Consider the following 17,838-nt stretch of genomic DNA (forward strand, 5'->3'; position numbering starts at 1 on the left):
GAATCGCGGGCCTGCATGCGAAGCTTCATCACACAGCCTAGCGCTTGTGCGGCTGGAATAACAAAGGTCATATCGCCGGCATGCTGAAATCTCCAAGAATTCTGGCAGTGGGCGGCGCCCATATCGACCGGCGTGGCCAGGTGTCCGGCGCTTACGTGCCGGCCGCGTCCAATCCCGGCACGATGCGCGAGGATGTCGGCGGCGGCGTCTTCAATGCTTTGCGCAATGCGGTCCGGCGCGGCGTTTCGGCCTCGCTGCTGTCGGTTCGCGGCGGCGATGCCGCCGCCGATACGGTTTCACGAGCCATCGCCGAGGCCGGGATTGCCGACCTGTCCGCCGTGTTCCTCGATCGCACGACGCCGAGCTATACGGCGCTGATCGACCGCGAGGGCGAATTGATCGTCGGCTTTGCCGACATGGCGCTCTATGAACTGGCGTTTCCCAAGCAGGTCAGGCGCTCGAAGGTGCGAGAGGTTATCGCTGCCGCCGATGCCGTCTTCTGCGACGCCAATTTGCCGACGGCGGCACTGGAGCGGCTTGTGGCACTCGCCGCCGGCAAACCCGTCTTCGCCATTGCCATTTCGCCGGCCAAGATCGTGCGCCTGAGGCCGGTGCTCGGTAATCTGGCCGTCGTTTTCATGAACCGGCGCGAGGCAGTCGCACTGGCCGGCCTGGACAGTGCGGCCTCAGGGCAGGACATCGTAGACGGGCTGAAACGCGCGGGGCTCAAAAGCGGCGTGGTGACCGCGGGCGGCGCTCCCATGCTGGGCTTCGATGAAGCCGGCAGCTTCTCGATCCTGCCGCCGACGCCAAGAAAGGTCGCTGACGTCACCGGCGCCGGCGATGCGCTGGCGGGTGCAACGGTCGCTGCCTTGCTGCGTGGCATGCCCTTCCGCGCAGCCCTGCGCGAAGGCATTGCCGCAGCGACGCTGGCCATCGAAAGCGCCGACGCCGTTCCCGATTTCACTACGGCGGCTTTCACCGAGGCGCTGGCTCTTGTGCCGGATGCGCAGGAAGTGGCATGAGACCGGCCAGTTCATAGTGCCGGAGTGTTTTCGCGCGTCCAGATGGATGCGCATCGCTCCGGATTGGAGATCAGGATGACACCAGAAACCGCCCGCCCCTTTATCGATATCCACGTGCCGGTTGCACAGGCTCTGGCTGCTGGCCGGCCGGTGGTGGCGCTGGAAAGCACCATCATCACCCATGGCATGCCCTACCCCGACAATGGCGCCATGGCGGCCGATGTCGAAAAGATCATCACCGATGGTGGCGCAGTGCCGGCGACGATCGCCGTGGTTGGCGGCCGCATCAAGATCGGCCTGTCGGACGGCGAGCGCGAGTCCCTGGCCATGACCGGCGACGCCATGAAGCTGTCGCGCGCCGACCTCGGCTTTGCGGTCGCGCAAGGGCGCACCGGTGGCACCACGGTCGCCGCCACGATGATCGCGGCGCATATGGTCGGCATCAAGGTGTTCGCCACCGGCGGCATCGGCGGCGTGCACAAGGGTGCGGAAAAGAGTTTCGACATCTCAGCCGATCTCGACGAACTGGCCCGCGCGCCGGTGATCGTCGTGTCAGCCGGTGCCAAGGCCATCCTCGACATCGAAAAGACGCTGGAAGTGCTGGAAACACGCGGCGTACCCGTGGTTGGTCATGGCTGCGAGATGATGCCGGCCTTCTGGTCACGGCATTCGCCCTTCCGTGCGCCGCTGACCTTGCAGACACCGGAAGAGATCGCGCATTTCTACCAGACGCGGCAGGCGCTGGGGCTCGCCGGCGGCATGCTGATCGCCAATCCGGTGCCCGAGAACCACGAAATCCCCGCCGAAGAGATGGCCGGCTATATCGAAGCCGCGCAAAAGGCCGCGGAAGCGCTCAACGTGACCGGCAAGGCGGTGACGCCGTTCCTGCTGGGGAAACTCTTGGAACTGACCGGCGGCAGGAGCCTGAAGACCAACATCGCGCTGGTTGAGAACAATGCGCGGCTGGCGGCGAAGATCGCCAAGGCGCTGTAGGACACCAGTACTTCAGCCTTTAGCGGCGAATGCCCCCTCACCCGGATTGCCAAAACCGAATTGCGAAGGGCAATTCGGGGCAATCCGGCCTCTCCCCGAGGGGAGAGGAGCTTGCCAGCGCCGACGCCAACCTCTTCTCCCCAGCGGGGAGAAGGTGGCCGCGAAGCGGCCGGATGAGGGGGCGGCCTCGCGCTTACGGGCGCTATTTCCCCGCCCGCCGCCCCGCCTCATAAGCGCGGCGTGCCCAGGCCGTCATCTCGTCGGGATCATCAAAAGCGCTGTCGGGAATGCTCCAGTAGGGCATTGAGACCAGCTTGCCGTGGCGAGAGCCGGTATAGGTCCACTGCCGACAGCCTGCGGCCTCGAAGTCGGGCGCGCTTTGCGCGTCGGCCTTCAGCATCAACTCGCCGCGCAGCACGATGGCGACGATGACGCCATCGAAATAGATGCCCTTGCCGCCGAACAGTTTGCGGATGCTGACCGGGCCGAGGCCCTCGAAGAGTTCTGCGATGCGTTCATTGTCCATGCCGCGATCATGTCATCGCGCCTGGGACTTGTCATGCCGCAACCAAAATGCTGCTGACAGGTTGAAAGACGTCTATCGGAGTTTTCCCATCATGCCGCTTCTGCTCAAGGGTTCCTGCCGCTGCAATGCCGTCCGTTTCGAGGTGGAGAGCCACACGCCGGCGCCGTTCATGCTGTGCTACTGCTCGATCTGCCGCAAGCAGCAAGGCGGCGGCGGCTTCGCCATCAATCTCGGTGCCGACAACGAGACCCTGAACATCAGGGGTAAAAGGAACCTTGGCGTCTACCGGGCCGAGATCGAGGACGATGAACATCCGCAGTGCGAGGTGTCATCGGGCGAGCGCAATTTCTGTCGCAAATGCGGGTCGGCACTGTGGCTCTACGATCCGACCTGGCCGGAGCTCGTGCATCCCTTCGCCTCGGCGATCGACAACGACCTGCCCATCCCGCCAAGCCGGGTGCATCTGATGCTGAAATACAAGGCGAACTGGGTCGAGCCAGTGGTTGGCAAGGGCGACAAGACGTTCGATGTCTACCCGGAGGAATCAATCGCCGACTGGCACAAGCGGACGGGGATGTGGGTGGAGTAGCGTCCTTCACCCCGTAAACGGGGCGAATAAGAGCTCAGGCGGAAGCGCGCGCCTCTGCCAGCGCCTTCAGATCGGCCGGCTTCAGTTCGACGGATTCGCCGCAGCCGCAGGCCGAACTCTGGTTCGGGTTTCGGAAGGTGAAGCCGGTGCGCAGTGTCGTCTGCTCGAAATCCATCTCGGTGCCGAACAGGAAAAGGGCAGCCTCCGGCGCCACATAGACATGGGCGCCGTCGCGCTCGATGTGGTCGTCCTTGGTGTTGGGCTCGGTCACCAGGTCGACCGTGTATTCCATGCCGGCGCAGCCGCCCTTCTTGATGCCGAGGCGAATGCCATGCGCGCCGTCGCGCGTGGCGACGATCTCGCGCACCCGGTCGGCGGCCTTTTCGGTCATCGTGATGACGGCAAAGCGTCCCATATCGTTCTCCACTTTCACGCGGGTTCAAGGCCTGCGGATCATTCTCACCTAAGATGGTGAACATTTCCAAGTGCTGCAAGCCCGTTCAGTGTTCGCTATCCAGCAGTTGGCTAGCCGTATGCTGCAGAACGGCATGCATCCCTGTTGCATGATTCTCCTCAGCGACGTGAAATCGATCAGTCGCCTCATCGAATGCCGTCTCCGGCAATTCCTCCATCCTGTCCATTCTAGCTAGGCGATCCTCTGGGAAGTCAGCGCCAAAGACCATCAACGCGCGTGTGGCAGCTTCCGCATGATCCGCCAGGCCAAACGACTGCATGGCAGAGATAGCGCGGGTGATCGTTATTCCGAATGAATTGTGGAAGTATTGGTCAAAACCTCCATTCATGACATCGCGAAGCAACGAATCCGCACAAAGGACATCGGCAACGTCGGCGGGCAGATCGCTCAGGAATGCATGAAACTTGGCGGACGTGTCGCAGGCATACAGAAAGCTGTCACCGCCCCAACGCTGCATAAGTTTCATGGTTGCCGGTGGCACGAACTCGGGAACGTCTATCTCCCACTCCTCCACCTGCAGGCCTCTCAATACCAACCCACCGCCACTTGCGCCTCTTCCGACATGCGGTCGGGCGACCAGGGCGGATCGAAGGTCATGTTGACCTCGACGCCGGAAACGCCTTCGACGGCGCCGACGGCGTTTTCGACCCAGCCGGGCATTTCGCCGGCGACTGGGCAGCCCGGCGCGGTCAGCGTCATGTCGATCTTGACTGAGCGGTCGTCCTCGATGTCGATCTTGTAGACGAGGCCAAGCTCATAGATGTCGGCCGGAATTTCCGGGTCGTAGACCGTCTTCAGCGCCGAGACGATGTCATCGGTCAGCCGCGCCAGTTCGTCGGCGGGGATGGTCGAGGCGGAAACCACGCTGTTGGCGGCGGTTTCCGGAGTGGTTTCGGCAGCGATGCTCACATCATCCATGGTCGTCACCCAAAAAACTTGCGCGCTTTTTCAAGCGCCTCGGCCAAAGCATCAACTTCGGTCCTGGTATTATACATGCCGAACGATGCCCTGCATGTGGAGGTTACGCCAAAGCGTTTCAACAGCGGCTGGGCGCAATGCGTGCCGGCGCGTACGGCAACGCCTTGCCGGTCTATCACCATCGACACGTCATGCGCGTGAATGCCCTGCAGTTCGAAGGAGATGATGGCGCCCTTGCCTGGGGCGTCGCCGAAGATGCGCAGCGAATTGATGGCCCGCAGGCGCTCATGCGCATATATCTTGAGGTCTTCCTCATGCGCGGCGATGCGTTCGCGGCCGACCTTTTCCATATAGTCGAGTGCGGCGCCGAGCCCGATCGCCTGCACGATCGGCGGCGTGCCGGCCTCGAAGCGATGCGGCGGCTCGTTGTAGGTGACGATGTCCTCCGTCACCTCCTCGATCATCTCGCCGCCGCCCATGAACGGGCGCATGCCCAGGAGAATGTCCTTCTTGCCGTAGAGCACGCCGATGCCCGACGGACCGTAGACCTTGTGGCCGGTGAAGACGAAGAAATCGCAGTCGAGATCCTGCACGTCGATCGGCATATGCACGGCGCTCTGGCTGCCGTCGACCAGCACCGGAATGCCGCGTGCGTGCGCGATGCGCACGATCTCCTTGATCGGCGTCACCGTGCCCAGCGCATTCGACATCTGGGTGATGGCGACCAGCTTGGTGCGGTCGGTCAGCCGCTTCTCGAATTCCTCGATGTGGAAGAGGCCGAGATCGTCGACCGGCACCCAGACCAGTTTCGCACCCTGCCGCTCGCGGATGAAATGCCACGGCACAATGTTGGAGTGATGCTCCATGATCGACAGCACGATCTCGTCGCCCTCGCCGATGTTGGGCATGCCATAGCCATAGGCGACGGTGTTGATGGCCGAGGTCGTGTTCGAGGTGAAGACGATGTTGTCGGTGCTCGGAGCATTGAGGAAACGGCGCACCGTCTCTCGCGCCTTCTCATAGGCGTCGGTCGCCGCATTGGAGAGGAAATGCAGGCCGCGATGGACGTTGGCATATTCCTGGGAATAGGCGTGCTGGATGGTGTCGAGCACCACCTGCGGCTTCTGCGCCGAGGCGCCATTGTCGAGATAGACCAGCGGTTTGCCGTAGACCTCGCGCGACAGAATCGGGAAGTCGCGGCGGATCGCCTCGACGTCGTAGGGGATGTTTTCGACTTTCTGGTCCATTTCGAAGTCCTTGCCGCTCTAGGCCGCGTTCCTTCCAGCACCCCTCATCCGTCTTGGCGCTTCGCGCCAATCCACCTTCTCCCACAAGGGGAGAAGAGAGGGAGCTTACCCGTGTGTCACAAACCAGTCGTCGAGCTTCGCTTCCAGCGCCTCGACGATCGTCTCGTCGTCCAGTTCCTCGATCACCTCGGCGACGAAGGCTTTGACCAGAAGGCCGCGAGCGGTCTTCTCGTCGACGCCGCGCGCCATCAGGTAGAACAGATGGTCGTGGTCGATTTCGGTGACCGTCGCGCCATGACCGCAGACGACGTCGTCGGCGAAGATTTCAAGCTCCGGTTTGGTCGAGAACTCGCCATCGTCCGACAACAGCAGCGTGTTGCAGGCCATCTTGGCGTTGGTCTTCTGCGCATATTGATGAACGTTGATGCGGCCCTGGAAAACTCCGCGCGCCTTGCCCGTCACCACGTTGCGGATCACTTCCGTCGAGGCCGTATGCGGCACGGTGTGGTCGAGCACCATGGTCACGTCGGTGTGGGTGTCGCCGGCCAGAAGATTGATGCCGCGCAGCGTGAAGTCGGCGCCTTCGCCTGTCGTCCTGACCATGATCTCCTGGCGCACAAGCTTGCCGCCGGCATTCATGACGAACAGCGTCAGTTTCGCGTTCTTGCCGATATGGGCCTTGAACTGCGCCAGATGCGTTGCCGTCTCCGGCTGCTCCTGGACGATCAGCCACGTCACCTCTGCGCCTTCGCCGAGCACGAGCTGGCTGACCGAGCTGACCAGAGCAGCCCCCTCGCCGGCCTGGCGCTCGACAATGGTTGCCCTGGCGCCAGCGCCGACACGCACCGGCAGGCGCACATGCGTCTGGCCGCCGGCCTGCCGGTTCTGCAGTTCGATCGGCTTTGCCAGCTCGGCGCCATCGGCGATGTCGACAAAGTAACCGTCGGCAACGAAGGCGGTGTTCAGCGCGCCGATGGCATCATCGCTGCCATAGGAATCGAGCCCCGGCGCGATGCTGCCGTCAGTCAGCTTCTCGGACAGGCGCTGCACGGTGACGCCCTCGATATCAGGCAGTTTCGCGCTCGACACGCCGTTCAGGACCGCCAACACGGCGGAGCCTTCCACGATCGGTGCAACGGCTTTGACCGCTGCGGCCGGATCGAAATCCGGCACCGCGTTCAACAGCCGGCGCAGGTCGGTGTAGTGCCAGGATTCGATGCGCCGCGTCGGCAGGCCGTGCTTGATCGCCTCGATGGCGTCGTCGCGCTTCAGCATCACCGCGCCGTCGCCCGGCAGCAGCGACAGCCGGTCGCCGAACGCGTCGATCAACGCTGTCTCGGCCGGTGTCCGCTGCGGTTGTGTGTGCATATTCATCAGTTTCGCCTTGCCTTCTGGCATCTCACGCGGCTTCGCCGATCACGCCGGCATAGCCATTGGCTTCCAGATCGAGCGCCAGCGACTTGTCGCCGGACTTGATGACCTGGCCCTTGTAGAGCACGTGCACGGTATCGGGCACGATGTGTTCGAGCAGGCGCTGGTAGTGGGTGATGACCAGGAACGCACGGTCGGGCGCGCGCAGCGCGTTGACGCCCTCGGAAACGATCTTCAGCGCATCGATGTCGAGGCCGGAATCGGTCTCGTCGAGCACGCAGAGTTTCGGCTCCAGCAGCTTCATCTGCAGGATCTCGGCGCGCTTCTTCTCGCCGCCGGAGAAGCCGACATTGAGCGGCCGCTTCAGCATCGCAATGTCCATGCTGAGCGAGGCGGCGGCTTCCTTCACCCGCCTCAGGAATTCCGGGATCTTCAGCGGCTCCTCGCCGCGCGCCTTGCGCTGCTCGTTCATCGCCACTTTCAGGAATTCCATGGTCGCCACGCCCGGTATTTCCATCGGGTATTGGAACGCAAGGAAGATTCCGGAAGTGGCGCGCTCGGCCGGATCCATTCCGAGGATCGACTGGCCGTTGTAGAGGATGTCGCCCTCGGTCACCTCATAGTCCTCGCGGCCGGCGAGGATGTAGGACAGCGTCGATTTGCCCGAGCCGTTCGGCCCCATGATCGCGGCGACCTCGCCGGCTTTCACCGTCAGGCTCAAGCCGCGGATGATTTCGGTGCCGTCATCAACGATGCGGGCGTGCAGGTTTCTGATTTCAAGCATCATTTTCTACTTTCGTGTTCTTGTTGTTCTCGACGCTCGGTCCTTGACGGGATCTCCCTAAAAGCGCGCCCGCAAGATCGCCAGCAACGAACATCCAGCCAAAAAAGCCAACCGCGCCTAGGCCCGCAATCGAACCACCAATATTCTTTACCGAACTCAAGCCAAGCATTGCGCCTATCAGAGCCACCACGGCACCTCCAATAGCCAGCGTCAACAAGAGCATCAGAACGATGACTATCAAGCTCTCGATTCGCTCGGAGAATTTCCAAGAGCGCCGTTCCATCTAATCAACCCACGCTCCCTTCAAGCGAGATGCCGATCAGCTTCTGCGCCTCGACCGCGAACTCCATCGGCAATTGCTGGATGACATCCTTGACGAAGCCGTTGACGATCAGTGCGATCGCTTCCTCTTCGGGAATGCCGCGCTGCATGACGTAGAATTTCTGGTCCTCGGAAATCTTCGAGGTGGTCGCCTCGTGTTCGAACTGCGCCGTCGAATTCTTGGCTTCCATGTAGGGCACGGTGTGCGCGCCGCATTGATCGCCGATCAGCAAACTGTCGCAATTGGTGAAGTTGCGGGCGTTGGTCGCCTTGCGGTGCGCCGAGACCTGGCCGCGATAGGTGTTTTGCGAGAAGCCGGCGGCGATGCCCTTGGAGATGATGCGGCTCGACGTGTTCTTGCCGAGATGGATCATCTTGGTGCCGCTATCGACCTGCTGGTAACCGTTCGACACCGCGATCGAATAGAACTCGCCGCTGGAATCGTCGCCGCGCAAGATGCAGCTCGGGTATTTCCAGGTGATGGCCGAGCCGGTCTCGACCTGCGTCCACGAAATCTTCGAACGGTCGCCACGACAGTCGCCGCGCTTGGTGACGAAATTGTAGATGCCGCCCTTGCCCTCGGCGTCGCCGGGGTACCAGTTCTGCACCGTCGAATATTTGATCTCGGCATCGTCGAGCGCCACCAGTTCGACGACCGCGGCATGCAGCTGATTCTCGTCGCGCTGCGGCGCCGTGCAGCCTTCGAGATAGGAGACGTAAGCCCCCTCCTCGGCGATAATCAGCGTGCGCTCGAACTGACCGGTGTTCTTCTCGTTCATGCGGAAATAGGTCGACAGCTCCATCGGGCAGCGCACGCCCTTGGGCACGAAGACGAACGAACCGTCGGTGAACACGGCGGAATTCAGCGTGGCGTAGTAATTGTCGGAGGTCGGCACGACCGAACCGAGATATTTCTTCACCAGTTCCGGATGCTCGCGGATGGCTTCCGAGATCGAGCAGAAAATGACGCCGGCCTGCGCCAGTTCCTTCTTGAAGGTGGTGACGACGGAGACGGAATCGAACACCGCGTCGACGGCGACGCGACCCGATTTGTAGACATTGTCGCTGACTTCCTCGAGTTCCGAGGCATCGGTCTTCTGCACGCCGGCGAGGATTTCCTGCTCCCTCAGCGGGATACCCAGCTTTTCGTAGACCTTCAGCAGTTCGGGATCGACGTCGCTGAGCGACGTCGGGCCGGGCGTGCTCTTCGGCGCCGCGTAGAAGTAGATGTCCTGAAAATCGATCTTCGGGTAGTGAACGCGCGCCCAGGTCGGCTCGTCGAGCGTCAGCCAGCGACGATACGCTTCCAGGCGCCATTCCAGCATCCAGGACGGTTCGTCCTTCTTGGCCGAAATGAAACGGATGATGTCTTCGCTGAGGCCCTTGGGGGCCTTGTCCATCGCGATTTCAGTTTGGAATCCGTATTTGTATTGGTCGACGTCGATCTTTCGGACCCGATCGATCGTGTCCTGCACAGCAGGCATATGCGTTCTCCATCCACGCCGGGGTCAAGGCCCGACAGTTTTCAAACTATGGCACCGCCAAAACGAACGCCGAAGGGCATTCGCGGCAGCGTAAGTTCCATATAGTGCGCTTCGACCGGAAATTCACCCGGCCAGCATAAAACGCACGGCTCTACCAGGCCGAAGGCCTGTCGTTAACCGGCCGCTGCTCATGCGGCCTTTTCCCTGTTCGCACGACGCGCGGCGATTCCAGCCAGCGCGGTGCGGAACAGCTCGATGTCCTGCGCGTCGGTCGCGGCACCGATCGACACGCGCAAGGCGCCAAGACTGTCGCCGTAGCCCATGGCTTTCAGCACATGGCTCGGCCCGACCTTGCCCGACGAACAGGCAGAGCCGGCCGACAGCGCCACACCGGCCAGATCGAAGGCGATCTGCGCGGTTTCGGCTTTGATGCCCGCAATAGCGAAGAATGTCGTGTTGGCAAGCCTTGGCGCGCCGGTTCCAAAGATTTCCGCGTCCGGCACCAGCATTTTCACGATGGCCTCGATCTCGTCGCGGCGATGCCGCACCGCGTCAATGGCCTGCAGTCCGTCGAGAGCCTCGCGTGCCGCAGCGCCAAACCCGGCGATGGCGGCGAGGTTTTCCGTGCCGCCGCGATGGCCCTTTTCCTGACCGCCGCCATTGATCAGCGGCTTCGGCATCATCAGATCGGAGGCGGCGACGATGACGCCAACGCCCTTGGGGCCGCCAATCTTGTGCGAGGATAGAATCAGATAATCGGCGTAACGCGCTGACAGATCGATCGAAACGCGTCCCGCCGCCTGGACCGCGTCGACGACGAGGACGCCGCCCGCTGCCTTGACGATCTCGGCGATACGATTGATCGGCTGGATGACGCCGGTCTCGTTGTTTGCGGCATGGATGGCGACCAGCGGCAGGCCCTCGGCCTTGTCATGATGGGCGAGTGCGACCGCCAATGCGTCGAGATCGGCGATGCCGTTGGTGTCGACGCCGATCCGCGTCACCTGCGCTGCCGGGAAGCGCCCGCCATTCAACAGGCAGGGATGATCGGCTTCGGACACGTAAAGGCGGCTCATGCGCACGCTGCCGCGCCCCATCTGCCAGTCGGGCGTCAGCAGCGTCGAGGCAGCTTCCGTCGCGCCGGAGGTGAACACGACATGCTCGGCCTTGGCGTTGACCAGCGCTGCCACGTCACGCCTCGCGGTCTCGATCAGGCGGCGTGCGGCGCGCCCCTCGGCGTGGACCGATGACGGGTTGGCGGCGACATCAAGTGCGGTGACCATAGCCTCGCGCGCCGCGGCAAGCAGCGGCGCACTGGCATTGTAGTCGAGATAGGCGCGTATTCCGGCCATTTTCGTCCAGTTGGTCCCGTCAGAAGCCATTCCGCTGTCGTATCGCGTTATTTCCTTGAAATTCCAAGGCGAGCCGTCCTATTTACGCGGCTTGCGGCGCGGGTGGCCGGGCTCGACGTCTGGCCACTCAGTTTTGAACAATTCTAAACTAGCTTCTAAGAAGACGCTCGCCCTGCGTCAAGGCCAGAGGAAGGTTCGTTCCGGACGCCGCGCATTCGTATACCAAGTGGAGTATTTCATGCCTGAGGTCATTTTCACCGGTCCTGCCGGCCGTCTGGAGGGACGCTACCAGCCTTCCAAGGAAAAGAGCGCGCCGATTGCCATCGTCCTGCACCCGCACCCGCAATTCGGCGGCACGATGAACAACAAGATCGTCTACGACCTCTTCTACATGTTCCAGAAGCGGGATTTCACCACGCTTCGCTTCAATTTCCGCGGCATCGGCCGCAGCCAAGGCGAGTTCGACCACGGCACCGGAGAGTTATCGGACGCCGCTGCCGCGTTGGACTGGGTGCAGTCGCTGCATCCGGATTCCAAGAGCTGCTGGGTCGCCGGTTACTCCTTCGGTTCCTGGATCGGCATGCAGCTCCTGATGCGCCGGCCGGAGATCGAAGGCTTCATCTCGATCGCGCCGCAGCCTAACACCTATGATTTCTCGTTCCTGGCGCCCTGCCCGTCCTCGGGCCTGATCATCCATGGCGATGCCGACAAGGTGGCGCCACCGAAGGATGTGCAAGGCTTGGTCGACAAGCTGCACACGCAAAAGGGCATCACCATCACGCAGAAGACCTTGCCCGGCGCCAACCATTTCTTCTCCAATGATGCCGACCTGCTGCTCGAGGAATGTGCCGACTATCTCGACCGTCGATTGGCCGGCGAGTTGTCGGATCCGCGGCCGAAGCGGTTGAGATAGGCAGGGAAGCGGGCAGCGATGTACGAGCCTCCTCATTTCAGGGAAACGCGGCCGGAAATCCTGCACGGGCTGATCCGGGCGCATCCGCTCGGCCTGTTGATTTCCAACGGAGCCGAGGGGCCGGTCGCCAACGCCATCCCGTTCCTGCTCGACGCCCCCTCTGGGCTTAATGAAGACGTGCCGCCGAACGGCAGGCTGCGCGCTCATCTGGCGAAGGCCAATCCGCAATGGCAGCTGTTGGCCGACAATCCGGCTTCACCCGTGCTGATCGTCTTCCAGGGCACCGATGCCTATGTGACGCCGTCCTGGTACGAGACCAAGCGTGAGACCGGCAAGGTGGTGCCGACCTGGAATTATGCCATCGTGCAGGTGCGTGGCACCGTCAAGGTGATCGAAGATCAGGACTGGCTGGCGCGGCAGATCGCCGATCTGACCGCGTCCCAGGAGGGCGCCCGCGCGGCGCCCTGGGCGGTGACCGATGCACCGGCGCCCTTCATCCAGGCGCAGATCAAAGGCATTATCGGACTGGAAATCGAGATCAGCGAAATCCACGGCAAGTGGAAGGTCAGCCAGAACCGGCCGGTCGCCGATCGCGCCGGCGTTGCTGAGGGGCTCGAAAACGAAGACCACCAATCGCCCGACATGGCCCGCCTGGTGAGATCCTACGGCGGCCTGGACGGCAACTAGGTCCGAACGGTAGCCGCTCCAATCAGCCGAAACGTCTTCTTGCGGACCGGCAACCCCGACGGCATCGGACGAAAGATGAAGCCGAGCCGGGCAAAGACCAGCCCGCACTCCAGCGCGAAGGCGCAGCCGAGGCCGAAGCCGGCGACGGTGTCGCTGGGATAGTGCGCGCCGACAAAGACGCGCGTCGAGGCGATGCAGGCGGTGATCGCCAAGGCGATGTACCAGCGCCGCGGAAACAACAGCAGAGCGACCCCGAACACGGCGCCCATGGTCGTGGCATGGCCGGACGGGAAGCCGGCGAAGCGCGCATCGAAGGCAAAAGGATGCAAGGCCAGCACGCCAAAATCGTCGAAATACAGCGGACGAGCCCGGCCGATTGCATATTTCAGCACATTGACTGCGAGGCCCGACAGACCGGCGGCACTCAGCACCAGAAAAGCCAGGCAGGTCCAGTTGTAGACCAGCATCAGCGACCGCCTTGAAAGGCTTCGCCAGTCCGTCAGGTTGGCGGCGACGAGCAAAAGCGCTGATGGAATGAGGTACCAGCCACCCAGGCCGAACTGCGTGAAGAAGTCGGCCAGATGGACGAACCCCGGCGACCACTGGCCATGAAGCATTCCTGCCGGGGTGTCGAGGCGAACAAACGCTGACGCCGTCAGCAAAACCCAGACCAGGCCCCAAACCGGCCACGCTATGTTCGGGTATTTGGCGGGACGAGCGGCAAAGCGCTTTTTTGCGATCTGCATCGTGTCGCGAAAATTGTCGACCGATCGGCGCCCCACTCCAAGGAGCATACCGGAAACGGAAGGGCGTGATTTCACGAGCATAGGAAATTCGACCCTGTCATCGACGAGCCGTCATTGCGCCACACGATAAAGCCCGAGCGACAGTTTGTCTCCCGACGAATAGTTGAGGCCGTCGATCCGGGCAACGCGGTTGGCAGACTTGCCTTGTGCCGCAAGCAACCCATTCAGTTTCTGCTCGTCCCCGATCGGTGCCAGCGCCAGCGCGCAGGCCGGATCGACAAGCAGATGGTTGGCGACGCCACCGATATCGGTCAGCACCGTTTTCGTGCCGACCAGGAAAACCAGGCTCGGTTCCTGAAATCGCGATGAGGCCAGCACCGTGGTGTCGCAAGGTCGGTTGGCGCGGACCGCCGCCTCGATCGCCGGGCTCAGCCAGATCGGCTTCAGCGACGGCGCGATGACGCCGAACAACAAGGCATAGGTGATGCCGGCACAGACCGCGACAGCGCCGATGCGGCGGAGCGGCACTTGCAGCTGCCGCGAAAAGGCGAAGTAGCCGGCGCCCAGCGCTGCCGCCGCAGCCGGAATGCTCCACCAGGAGAAGCTGCCGGTGAGGTAGATCGGCGCTCCGACGCAGACCGCCGCCAGACCGAAGCTGACCACGGCGAGACCAAACGCGGTCGACCACCACAACCAATCCTGCCACCGCCTGAGCGGCGCGTTCGCATCCTGCGGCGACAATGTCAGCAACCAGCCGATCAGCAGTGCCATGCCGGGATAGGCCGGCAAGACATAGTGCGGCAGCTTGGTCGGGATCAGCTCGAACACCAGCCAGAACGGAATGTACCAGGCGAGGCAGAAGCGCAGCCGGGGATCGTCGCGCAGCCGGTTGAGCGCCTGGAGCCCGGCGCCGACCGCGATCAGGCCGAAGGGCCACATGAACAGCGAATAGGTCAGCATGTAGAAGCCGGGCGGCAGGCCGTGCGATTCCTCGCCCGACGCGACCTTGCCGATCATGTCTTTGCCGACGGCCTGCTGCAGGAAGGCGCCGCCGCTCTTCCAGGTAATCAGCGCGATCCAAGGCAGCACGATCAGCACGACCAGCGCCAGGCCGCGCCCCACTTTGAGCCTCGACAGCCAGCGCCCGTCACGCTCAAATGCGAACAGCACCGCGATGGTTAGTGCCGACAGCAGCGGCGCGATCGGTCCCTTGATGAGGATCGCCGCACCCTGCGCGATCCAGAAAATCCACCAGAGATGGCCGGCAACAGGTTGGTTGCGGCGCGACGCCAGATAGATCTGCGCCAGCGCGCCTTGCGCGGCCACGCAACAGGCCAGCAGCATGGCGTCGGTCTTGGCGTCGCGACCTTCGAAGGCCGTCGCAAAGATCGCCGCCATGACCAGGCCGGCGGCGATGCCGGCATTGGCCCCAAACAGATTGGTGCCTGTCCAGGCGATGCCGACAACGGCAATCGCAATGCCAAGCGCCGAGACCAGGCGATAGATCCAGATCGGAGCGGCAGCGCCCTCGCCGCTCAGCGCCACGGCCGCCGATTGCAGCCAGTAGATGCCGATCGGCTTCTGGTAGCGCGAGGCCTCCTGAAAACGGATGTCGACATAGTCGCCGCTCTCTGCCATCTGCTTGGTGGCCTGGACGAAGCGCGACTCGTCGCGGTCGATCGGCGGCATCGACGCCAGCCCCGAAACCGTCATCACCAGGCTGAACAGGAAGAGAAGGATGTAATTCCTGTTCACCGCCATGTCTCAGCCTTTGTGACTATTTTCTCTTGATGTGCCAGGCTGCTCAATCGACCGCCGCTCAATCGACCTTGCTCATGGCGGTCTTGCGCTCATTGGCGATCAGCCAGAGATTGCGGATATAGATGAACAGGCCCATGGACTGGCCGGCGATGAACACCGGATCCTGACGCTGGATGGCATAGATCAAAAGCAGGCCGCCGCCGAACAGGGAAAAGAACCAGAAGGCGACCGGCACCACGCTGCGCTTGGCCTTTTCCGAGGCGAGCCACTGCACGACAAAGCGCATGGTGAAGAAGAACTGCGCAACGAAGCCGAGCAGGATCCATGCATCGAACTGCTTGATGAAAACCTGGTGAAGCCAGGTCACCAATTCCTGAAGCACGTTAACCACGGCTGATTTCCTCTACTTTGGGCATTCTGCGGCGCCGGCGGCGCAGCCACCAGACACCAGCGAGATCGAGAACCCCCTGCAGGCCGCGATCGAAAATGCCGTAATTCGACTTGCCGTGCCGGCGCGAGCGATCGACGACATCGCAATGGACGACGCGATAGCCCTCCTGGATGACCAGGGCCGGAACAAAGCGGTGGGTGCCGTCGAAGAACGGCAATTTGCGCAGGATATCGGTGTGGACGGCCTTCAGGCCGCAGCCGGTGTCGCGCGTCTCGTCATGTAGGATGGCATTTCTCAGCCAGTTGGCGAAACGCGACGCCAGTTGCTTGATCTTGCTGTCGCGGCGCTTGAGGCGCTGCCCCTGTGCCGCGCCGAAATCGGGGCCGGCCTGCCGCAAGGCATCGATAAGCAGCGGAATGTATTGAGGATCGTTCTGGCCATCACCGTCGATCGTGGCGACGATGCTGCCACGCGCCGCCCAGGCGCCCGAACGCACCGAAAGGCTCTGGCCGGCGGATTTCTGGTGCCGCAATTCCCGGACCGGAAACGGGCGAAGAGCTGCTTGCGCTGCGAGCACCGAAGCGGTGTCGTCGGTCGAACCATCGTTGACGACGATCAGTTCGAAGTTGCGCCCGGCCATGGCGGCCCCGATCTCGTCGATCAACAGCGGCAGATTTGCCGCCTCGTTCCTGCAAGGAATGACGATGGATATCAATGCGTCCGGCATGTCGCGTCGGGGCTCTGTCGTCGGATATGGCATTTTATGGATGCCGTGCGGTGCCGCTTGAGGTCGTGGACTGCAAGAACCTTTGGCGCGGCGCCTCATTACGCCAGCCGAAACGATGAAGCAAGCATTGGAGCCGGATCGTCGCTGATGCCATCCGCGTGGGCCGCAAAACCGGAATCCACTTTTGCTGATCGCGCTTGGGTGCTAAACGCGCGCCTTCATGCACGCCACGCCCGCGCCAGATTGGCCGGACGCTTTCGGGAAACAAAAAATGCCTGCCTTCAAATCCGATTTCCTGCGCACGATGAGCGAGCGCGGTTTCATCCACCAGACTTCGGATGATGCCGGCCTCGACAATCTCTTCGCCACGGAGACGGTGACTGCCTATATCGGCTTCGACGCGACCGCCAGGAGCCTGCACGCCGGTTCGCTGATCCAGATCATGATGCTGCACTGGCTGCAGCAGACGGGTCACCGGCCGATCGCGCTGATGGGCGGCGGCACCTCGATGATCGGCGATCCGTCCTTCAAGGACGAGGCGCGCAAGCTGCTGACCCCACAGGACATCGACGACAACCTCGCCGGCATCCGCCGCAACTTCATGCCTTACCTCAAATTCGGCAGCGGGCCGAATGACGCGGTCATGATCAACAACGCCGACTGGCTGATGGAGATCAACTACGTCAATTTCCTGCGCGATGTCGGCCGTCACTTTTCGGTCAACCGCATGCTCGCGTTCGATTCCGTCAAGCTCCGGCTCGATCGCGAACAGTCGCTGTCGTTCCTCGAATTCAACTACATGATCCTGCAGGCCTATGATTTCGTCGAGCTCCACAAGCGCCTCGGCTGCCGCCTGCAGATGGGCGGCTCCGACCAGTGGGGCAACATCATCAACGGCATCGATCTCGGCCGCCGCATGGAGGACGCGCAACTCTATGCGCTGACCACGCCGCTGCTCACCACCTCATCGGGCGCCAAGATGGGCAAGTCGGCGTCGGGCGCGGTCTGGCTCGATGCGGACATGCTGAGCCCCTACGAGTTCTGGCAGTACTGGCGCAACACCGAGGATGCCGACGTCGGCCGCTTCCTGAAACTCTACACGGCGCTGCCGCTGGACCAGGTCGCGCGGCTTGAGCAGCTCGGCGGATCCGAGATCAATGAGGCCAAGAAGATCCTCGCCACCGAGATCACCGCCTTGCTGCACGGTCGCGGGGCGGCGGAACAAGCCAGCGAGACGGCGCGCAAGACGTTCGAGGAAGGCGCGCTCGCCGAATCGCTGCCGACCGTCGAGGTGGACAAGGCAGCGCTCGAAGCCGGTGTCGGCGTCCTGTCGCTGCTGGTGACCGCCGGACTGGCGGGGTCGAACGGCGAGGCGCGGCGGCATGTGCAGGGCGGTGCGGTGCGGCTGAACGATCAGCCCGTCAGCGACGAGCGCCGGCTGGTGACACCTCAGGATTTGAGTCCGGAAAACGTCGTAAAGCTTTCACTCGGCAGGAAAAAACACATTCTGGTGCGGCCGATTTGAGGT

Annotated in this window: 20 protein-coding genes; 6 read left to right on the forward strand and 14 right to left on the reverse strand. The window is 62.6% G+C overall.

The annotated features are described in order from the left end of the window. The first annotated feature begins 80 nt into the window (after positions 1-80). Complete coding sequence (locus tag B5V02_RS01790) at positions 81-1,025, forward strand: carbohydrate kinase family protein (RefSeq protein WP_111542535.1); 945 nt, start codon at positions 81-83, stop codon at positions 1,023-1,025. A 75-nt stretch (positions 1,026-1,100) separates the two neighbouring features. Beyond that, on the forward strand, positions 1,101-2,018 hold the full coding sequence (locus B5V02_RS01795; RefSeq protein ID WP_111542592.1) for a pseudouridine-5'-phosphate glycosidase: 918 nt from the start codon (positions 1,101-1,103) through the stop codon (positions 2,016-2,018). A gap of 202 nt (positions 2,019-2,220) precedes the next feature. Here B5V02_RS01795 and B5V02_RS01805 read toward each other — a convergent pair whose 3' ends face one another. Continuing rightward, positions 2,221-2,544, reverse strand: coding sequence for a TfoX/Sxy family protein (locus B5V02_RS01805; protein ID WP_111542537.1), 324 nt, complete (start codon positions 2,542-2,544; stop codon positions 2,221-2,223). A gap of 91 nt (positions 2,545-2,635) precedes the next feature. Between B5V02_RS01805 and B5V02_RS01810 the strand changes: the two genes are divergently transcribed. Continuing rightward, positions 2,636-3,133 (forward strand): GFA family protein, encoded by a 498-nt coding sequence (locus tag B5V02_RS01810; protein WP_111542538.1) that lies wholly within the window; start codon positions 2,636-2,638, stop codon positions 3,131-3,133. A gap of 34 nt (positions 3,134-3,167) precedes the next feature. Here the strand turns inward: B5V02_RS01810 and sufA are convergent, their stop codons facing one another. The 9 genes from sufA to B5V02_RS01855 all read right to left on the reverse strand — a co-directional run bounded on the left by sufA (position 3,168) and on the right by B5V02_RS01855 (position 11,085). Beyond that, on the reverse strand, positions 3,168-3,548 hold the full coding sequence (gene sufA / locus B5V02_RS01815; protein ID WP_111542539.1) for a Fe-S cluster assembly scaffold SufA: 381 nt from the start codon (positions 3,546-3,548) through the stop codon (positions 3,168-3,170). A gap of 85 nt (positions 3,549-3,633) precedes the next feature. Further along, the gene (locus B5V02_RS01820) at positions 3,634-4,074 is read right to left on the reverse strand and encodes a DMP19 family protein (protein ID WP_146605999.1); all 441 of its coding nucleotides are present in this window, start codon (positions 4,072-4,074) and stop codon (positions 3,634-3,636) included. 59 nt (positions 4,075-4,133) lie between these two features. Continuing rightward, complete coding sequence (locus tag B5V02_RS01825; RefSeq protein ID WP_111542541.1) at positions 4,134-4,526, reverse strand: SUF system Fe-S cluster assembly protein; 393 nt, start codon at positions 4,524-4,526, stop codon at positions 4,134-4,136. A gap of 5 nt (positions 4,527-4,531) precedes the next feature. Then, the gene (locus B5V02_RS01830) at positions 4,532-5,773 is read right to left on the reverse strand and encodes a cysteine desulfurase (RefSeq protein WP_111542542.1); all 1,242 of its coding nucleotides are present in this window, start codon (positions 5,771-5,773) and stop codon (positions 4,532-4,534) included. A gap of 105 nt (positions 5,774-5,878) precedes the next feature. Continuing rightward, the gene (sufD, locus tag B5V02_RS01835; protein WP_111542593.1) at positions 5,879-7,147 is read right to left on the reverse strand and encodes a Fe-S cluster assembly protein SufD; all 1,269 of its coding nucleotides are present in this window, start codon (positions 7,145-7,147) and stop codon (positions 5,879-5,881) included. Between the two features lie 25 nt (positions 7,148-7,172). Next, entirely contained in the window at positions 7,173-7,928 is a 756-nt protein-coding gene (gene sufC / locus B5V02_RS01840) for a Fe-S cluster assembly ATPase SufC (RefSeq protein ID WP_111542594.1), read from the reverse strand. After that, on the reverse strand, positions 7,921-8,211 hold the full coding sequence (locus B5V02_RS01845; RefSeq protein ID WP_111542543.1) for a hypothetical protein: 291 nt from the start codon (positions 8,209-8,211) through the stop codon (positions 7,921-7,923). The genes sufC and B5V02_RS01845 overlap by 8 nt, the downstream gene beginning before the upstream one ends. 4 nt (positions 8,212-8,215) lie before the next feature. Next, positions 8,216-9,733, reverse strand: coding sequence for a Fe-S cluster assembly protein SufB (gene sufB / locus B5V02_RS01850; RefSeq protein WP_013532161.1), 1,518 nt, complete (start codon positions 9,731-9,733; stop codon positions 8,216-8,218). 188 nt (positions 9,734-9,921) lie between these two features. After that, positions 9,922-11,085 carry a cysteine desulfurase family protein gene (locus B5V02_RS01855; RefSeq protein WP_111542595.1) on the reverse strand — a complete coding sequence of 388 codons (1,164 nt, stop codon included), beginning with the start codon at positions 11,083-11,085 and terminating at the stop codon, positions 9,922-9,924. Between the two features lie 238 nt (positions 11,086-11,323). On the opposite strand from B5V02_RS01855, the gene B5V02_RS01860 reads away from it, so the two are divergent. Together B5V02_RS01860 and B5V02_RS01865 are read left to right on the forward strand one after the other, a co-directional pair. Continuing rightward, positions 11,324-11,998 (forward strand): alpha/beta hydrolase, encoded by a 675-nt coding sequence (locus tag B5V02_RS01860; RefSeq protein WP_013532163.1) that lies wholly within the window; start codon positions 11,324-11,326, stop codon positions 11,996-11,998. An 18-nt stretch (positions 11,999-12,016) separates the two neighbouring features. Continuing rightward, entirely contained in the window at positions 12,017-12,685 is a 669-nt protein-coding gene (locus B5V02_RS01865; RefSeq protein ID WP_111542544.1) for an FMN-binding negative transcriptional regulator, read from the forward strand. On the opposite strand, the gene B5V02_RS01870 is transcribed toward B5V02_RS01865, so the two are convergent. From B5V02_RS01870 to B5V02_RS01885, 4 genes are all read right to left on the reverse strand, one after another. Next, positions 12,682-13,431, reverse strand: a complete 750-nt coding sequence (locus B5V02_RS01870; RefSeq protein ID WP_245445593.1) for a phosphatase PAP2 family protein — start codon at positions 13,429-13,431, stop codon at positions 12,682-12,684. The genes B5V02_RS01865 and B5V02_RS01870 overlap by 4 nt on opposite strands. Before the next feature lie 111 nt (positions 13,432-13,542). Continuing rightward, positions 13,543-15,192 carry an ArnT family glycosyltransferase gene (locus tag B5V02_RS01875; RefSeq protein WP_167458325.1) on the reverse strand — a complete coding sequence of 550 codons (1,650 nt, stop codon included), beginning with the start codon at positions 15,190-15,192 and terminating at the stop codon, positions 13,543-13,545. A 58-nt stretch (positions 15,193-15,250) separates the two neighbouring features. After that, positions 15,251-15,583 (reverse strand): lipid-A-disaccharide synthase N-terminal domain-containing protein, encoded by a 333-nt coding sequence (locus B5V02_RS01880; protein ID WP_095085369.1) that lies wholly within the window; start codon positions 15,581-15,583, stop codon positions 15,251-15,253. Further along, on the reverse strand, positions 15,576-16,310 hold the full coding sequence (locus B5V02_RS01885; RefSeq protein WP_111542546.1) for a glycosyltransferase family 2 protein: 735 nt from the start codon (positions 16,308-16,310) through the stop codon (positions 15,576-15,578). Before B5V02_RS01885 ends, B5V02_RS01880 begins: the two co-directional genes overlap by 8 nt. A gap of 271 nt (positions 16,311-16,581) precedes the next feature. On the opposite strand from B5V02_RS01885, the gene tyrS reads away from it, so the two are divergent. Continuing rightward, complete coding sequence (gene tyrS, locus B5V02_RS01890; protein ID WP_111542547.1) at positions 16,582-17,835, forward strand: tyrosine--tRNA ligase; 1,254 nt, start codon at positions 16,582-16,584, stop codon at positions 17,833-17,835. Positions 17,836-17,838: the final 3 nt, after the last annotated feature.

The sequence above is a fragment of the Mesorhizobium kowhaii genome (assembly GCF_003253745.1).
Lineage (GTDB): Bacteria > Pseudomonadota > Alphaproteobacteria > Rhizobiales > Rhizobiaceae > Mesorhizobium > Mesorhizobium kowhaii.

What these genes read in the sequence shown, in the direction of transcription:
- tyrS (WP_111542547.1), top strand. Translation starts at nt 16,582, where the DNA reads ATGCCTGCCTTCAAATCCGATTTCCTGCGCACGATGAGCGAGCGCGGT.
- B5V02_RS01820 (WP_146605999.1), bottom strand. Translation starts at nt 4,074, where the DNA reads ATGAAACTTATGCAGCGTTGGGGCGGTGACAGCTTTCTGTATGCCTGC.
- B5V02_RS01870 (WP_245445593.1), bottom strand. Translation starts at nt 13,431, where the DNA reads ATGCAGATCGCAAAAAAGCGCTTTGCCGCTCGTCCCGCCAAATACCCG.
- sufA (WP_111542539.1), bottom strand. Translation starts at nt 3,548, where the DNA reads ATGGGACGCTTTGCCGTCATCACGATGACCGAAAAGGCCGCCGACCGG.
- B5V02_RS01810 (WP_111542538.1), top strand. Translation starts at nt 2,636, where the DNA reads ATGCCGCTTCTGCTCAAGGGTTCCTGCCGCTGCAATGCCGTCCGTTTC.
- B5V02_RS01825 (WP_111542541.1), bottom strand. Translation starts at nt 4,526, where the DNA reads ATGGATGATGTGAGCATCGCTGCCGAAACCACTCCGGAAACCGCCGCC.
- B5V02_RS01795 (WP_111542592.1), top strand. Translation starts at nt 1,101, where the DNA reads ATGACACCAGAAACCGCCCGCCCCTTTATCGATATCCACGTGCCGGTT.
- B5V02_RS01845 (WP_111542543.1), bottom strand. Translation starts at nt 8,211, where the DNA reads ATGGAACGGCGCTCTTGGAAATTCTCCGAGCGAATCGAGAGCTTGATA.
- B5V02_RS01875 (WP_167458325.1), bottom strand. Translation starts at nt 15,192, where the DNA reads ATGGCGGTGAACAGGAATTACATCCTTCTCTTCCTGTTCAGCCTGGTG.
- sufD (WP_111542593.1), bottom strand. Translation starts at nt 7,147, where the DNA reads ATGAATATGCACACACAACCGCAGCGGACACCGGCCGAGACAGCGTTG.
- B5V02_RS01830 (WP_111542542.1), bottom strand. Translation starts at nt 5,773, where the DNA reads ATGGACCAGAAAGTCGAAAACATCCCCTACGACGTCGAGGCGATCCGC.
- sufB (WP_013532161.1), bottom strand. Translation starts at nt 9,733, where the DNA reads ATGCCTGCTGTGCAGGACACGATCGATCGGGTCCGAAAGATCGACGTC.
- sufC (WP_111542594.1), bottom strand. Translation starts at nt 7,928, where the DNA reads ATGCTTGAAATCAGAAACCTGCACGCCCGCATCGTTGATGACGGCACC.
- B5V02_RS01885 (WP_111542546.1), bottom strand. Translation starts at nt 16,310, where the DNA reads ATGCCGGACGCATTGATATCCATCGTCATTCCTTGCAGGAACGAGGCG.
- B5V02_RS01855 (WP_111542595.1), bottom strand. Translation starts at nt 11,085, where the DNA reads ATGGCCGGAATACGCGCCTATCTCGACTACAATGCCAGTGCGCCGCTG.
- B5V02_RS01790 (WP_111542535.1), top strand. Translation starts at nt 81, where the DNA reads ATGCTGAAATCTCCAAGAATTCTGGCAGTGGGCGGCGCCCATATCGAC.
- B5V02_RS01865 (WP_111542544.1), top strand. Translation starts at nt 12,017, where the DNA reads ATGTACGAGCCTCCTCATTTCAGGGAAACGCGGCCGGAAATCCTGCAC.
- B5V02_RS01805 (WP_111542537.1), bottom strand. Translation starts at nt 2,544, where the DNA reads ATGGACAATGAACGCATCGCAGAACTCTTCGAGGGCCTCGGCCCGGTC.
- B5V02_RS01860 (WP_013532163.1), top strand. Translation starts at nt 11,324, where the DNA reads ATGCCTGAGGTCATTTTCACCGGTCCTGCCGGCCGTCTGGAGGGACGC.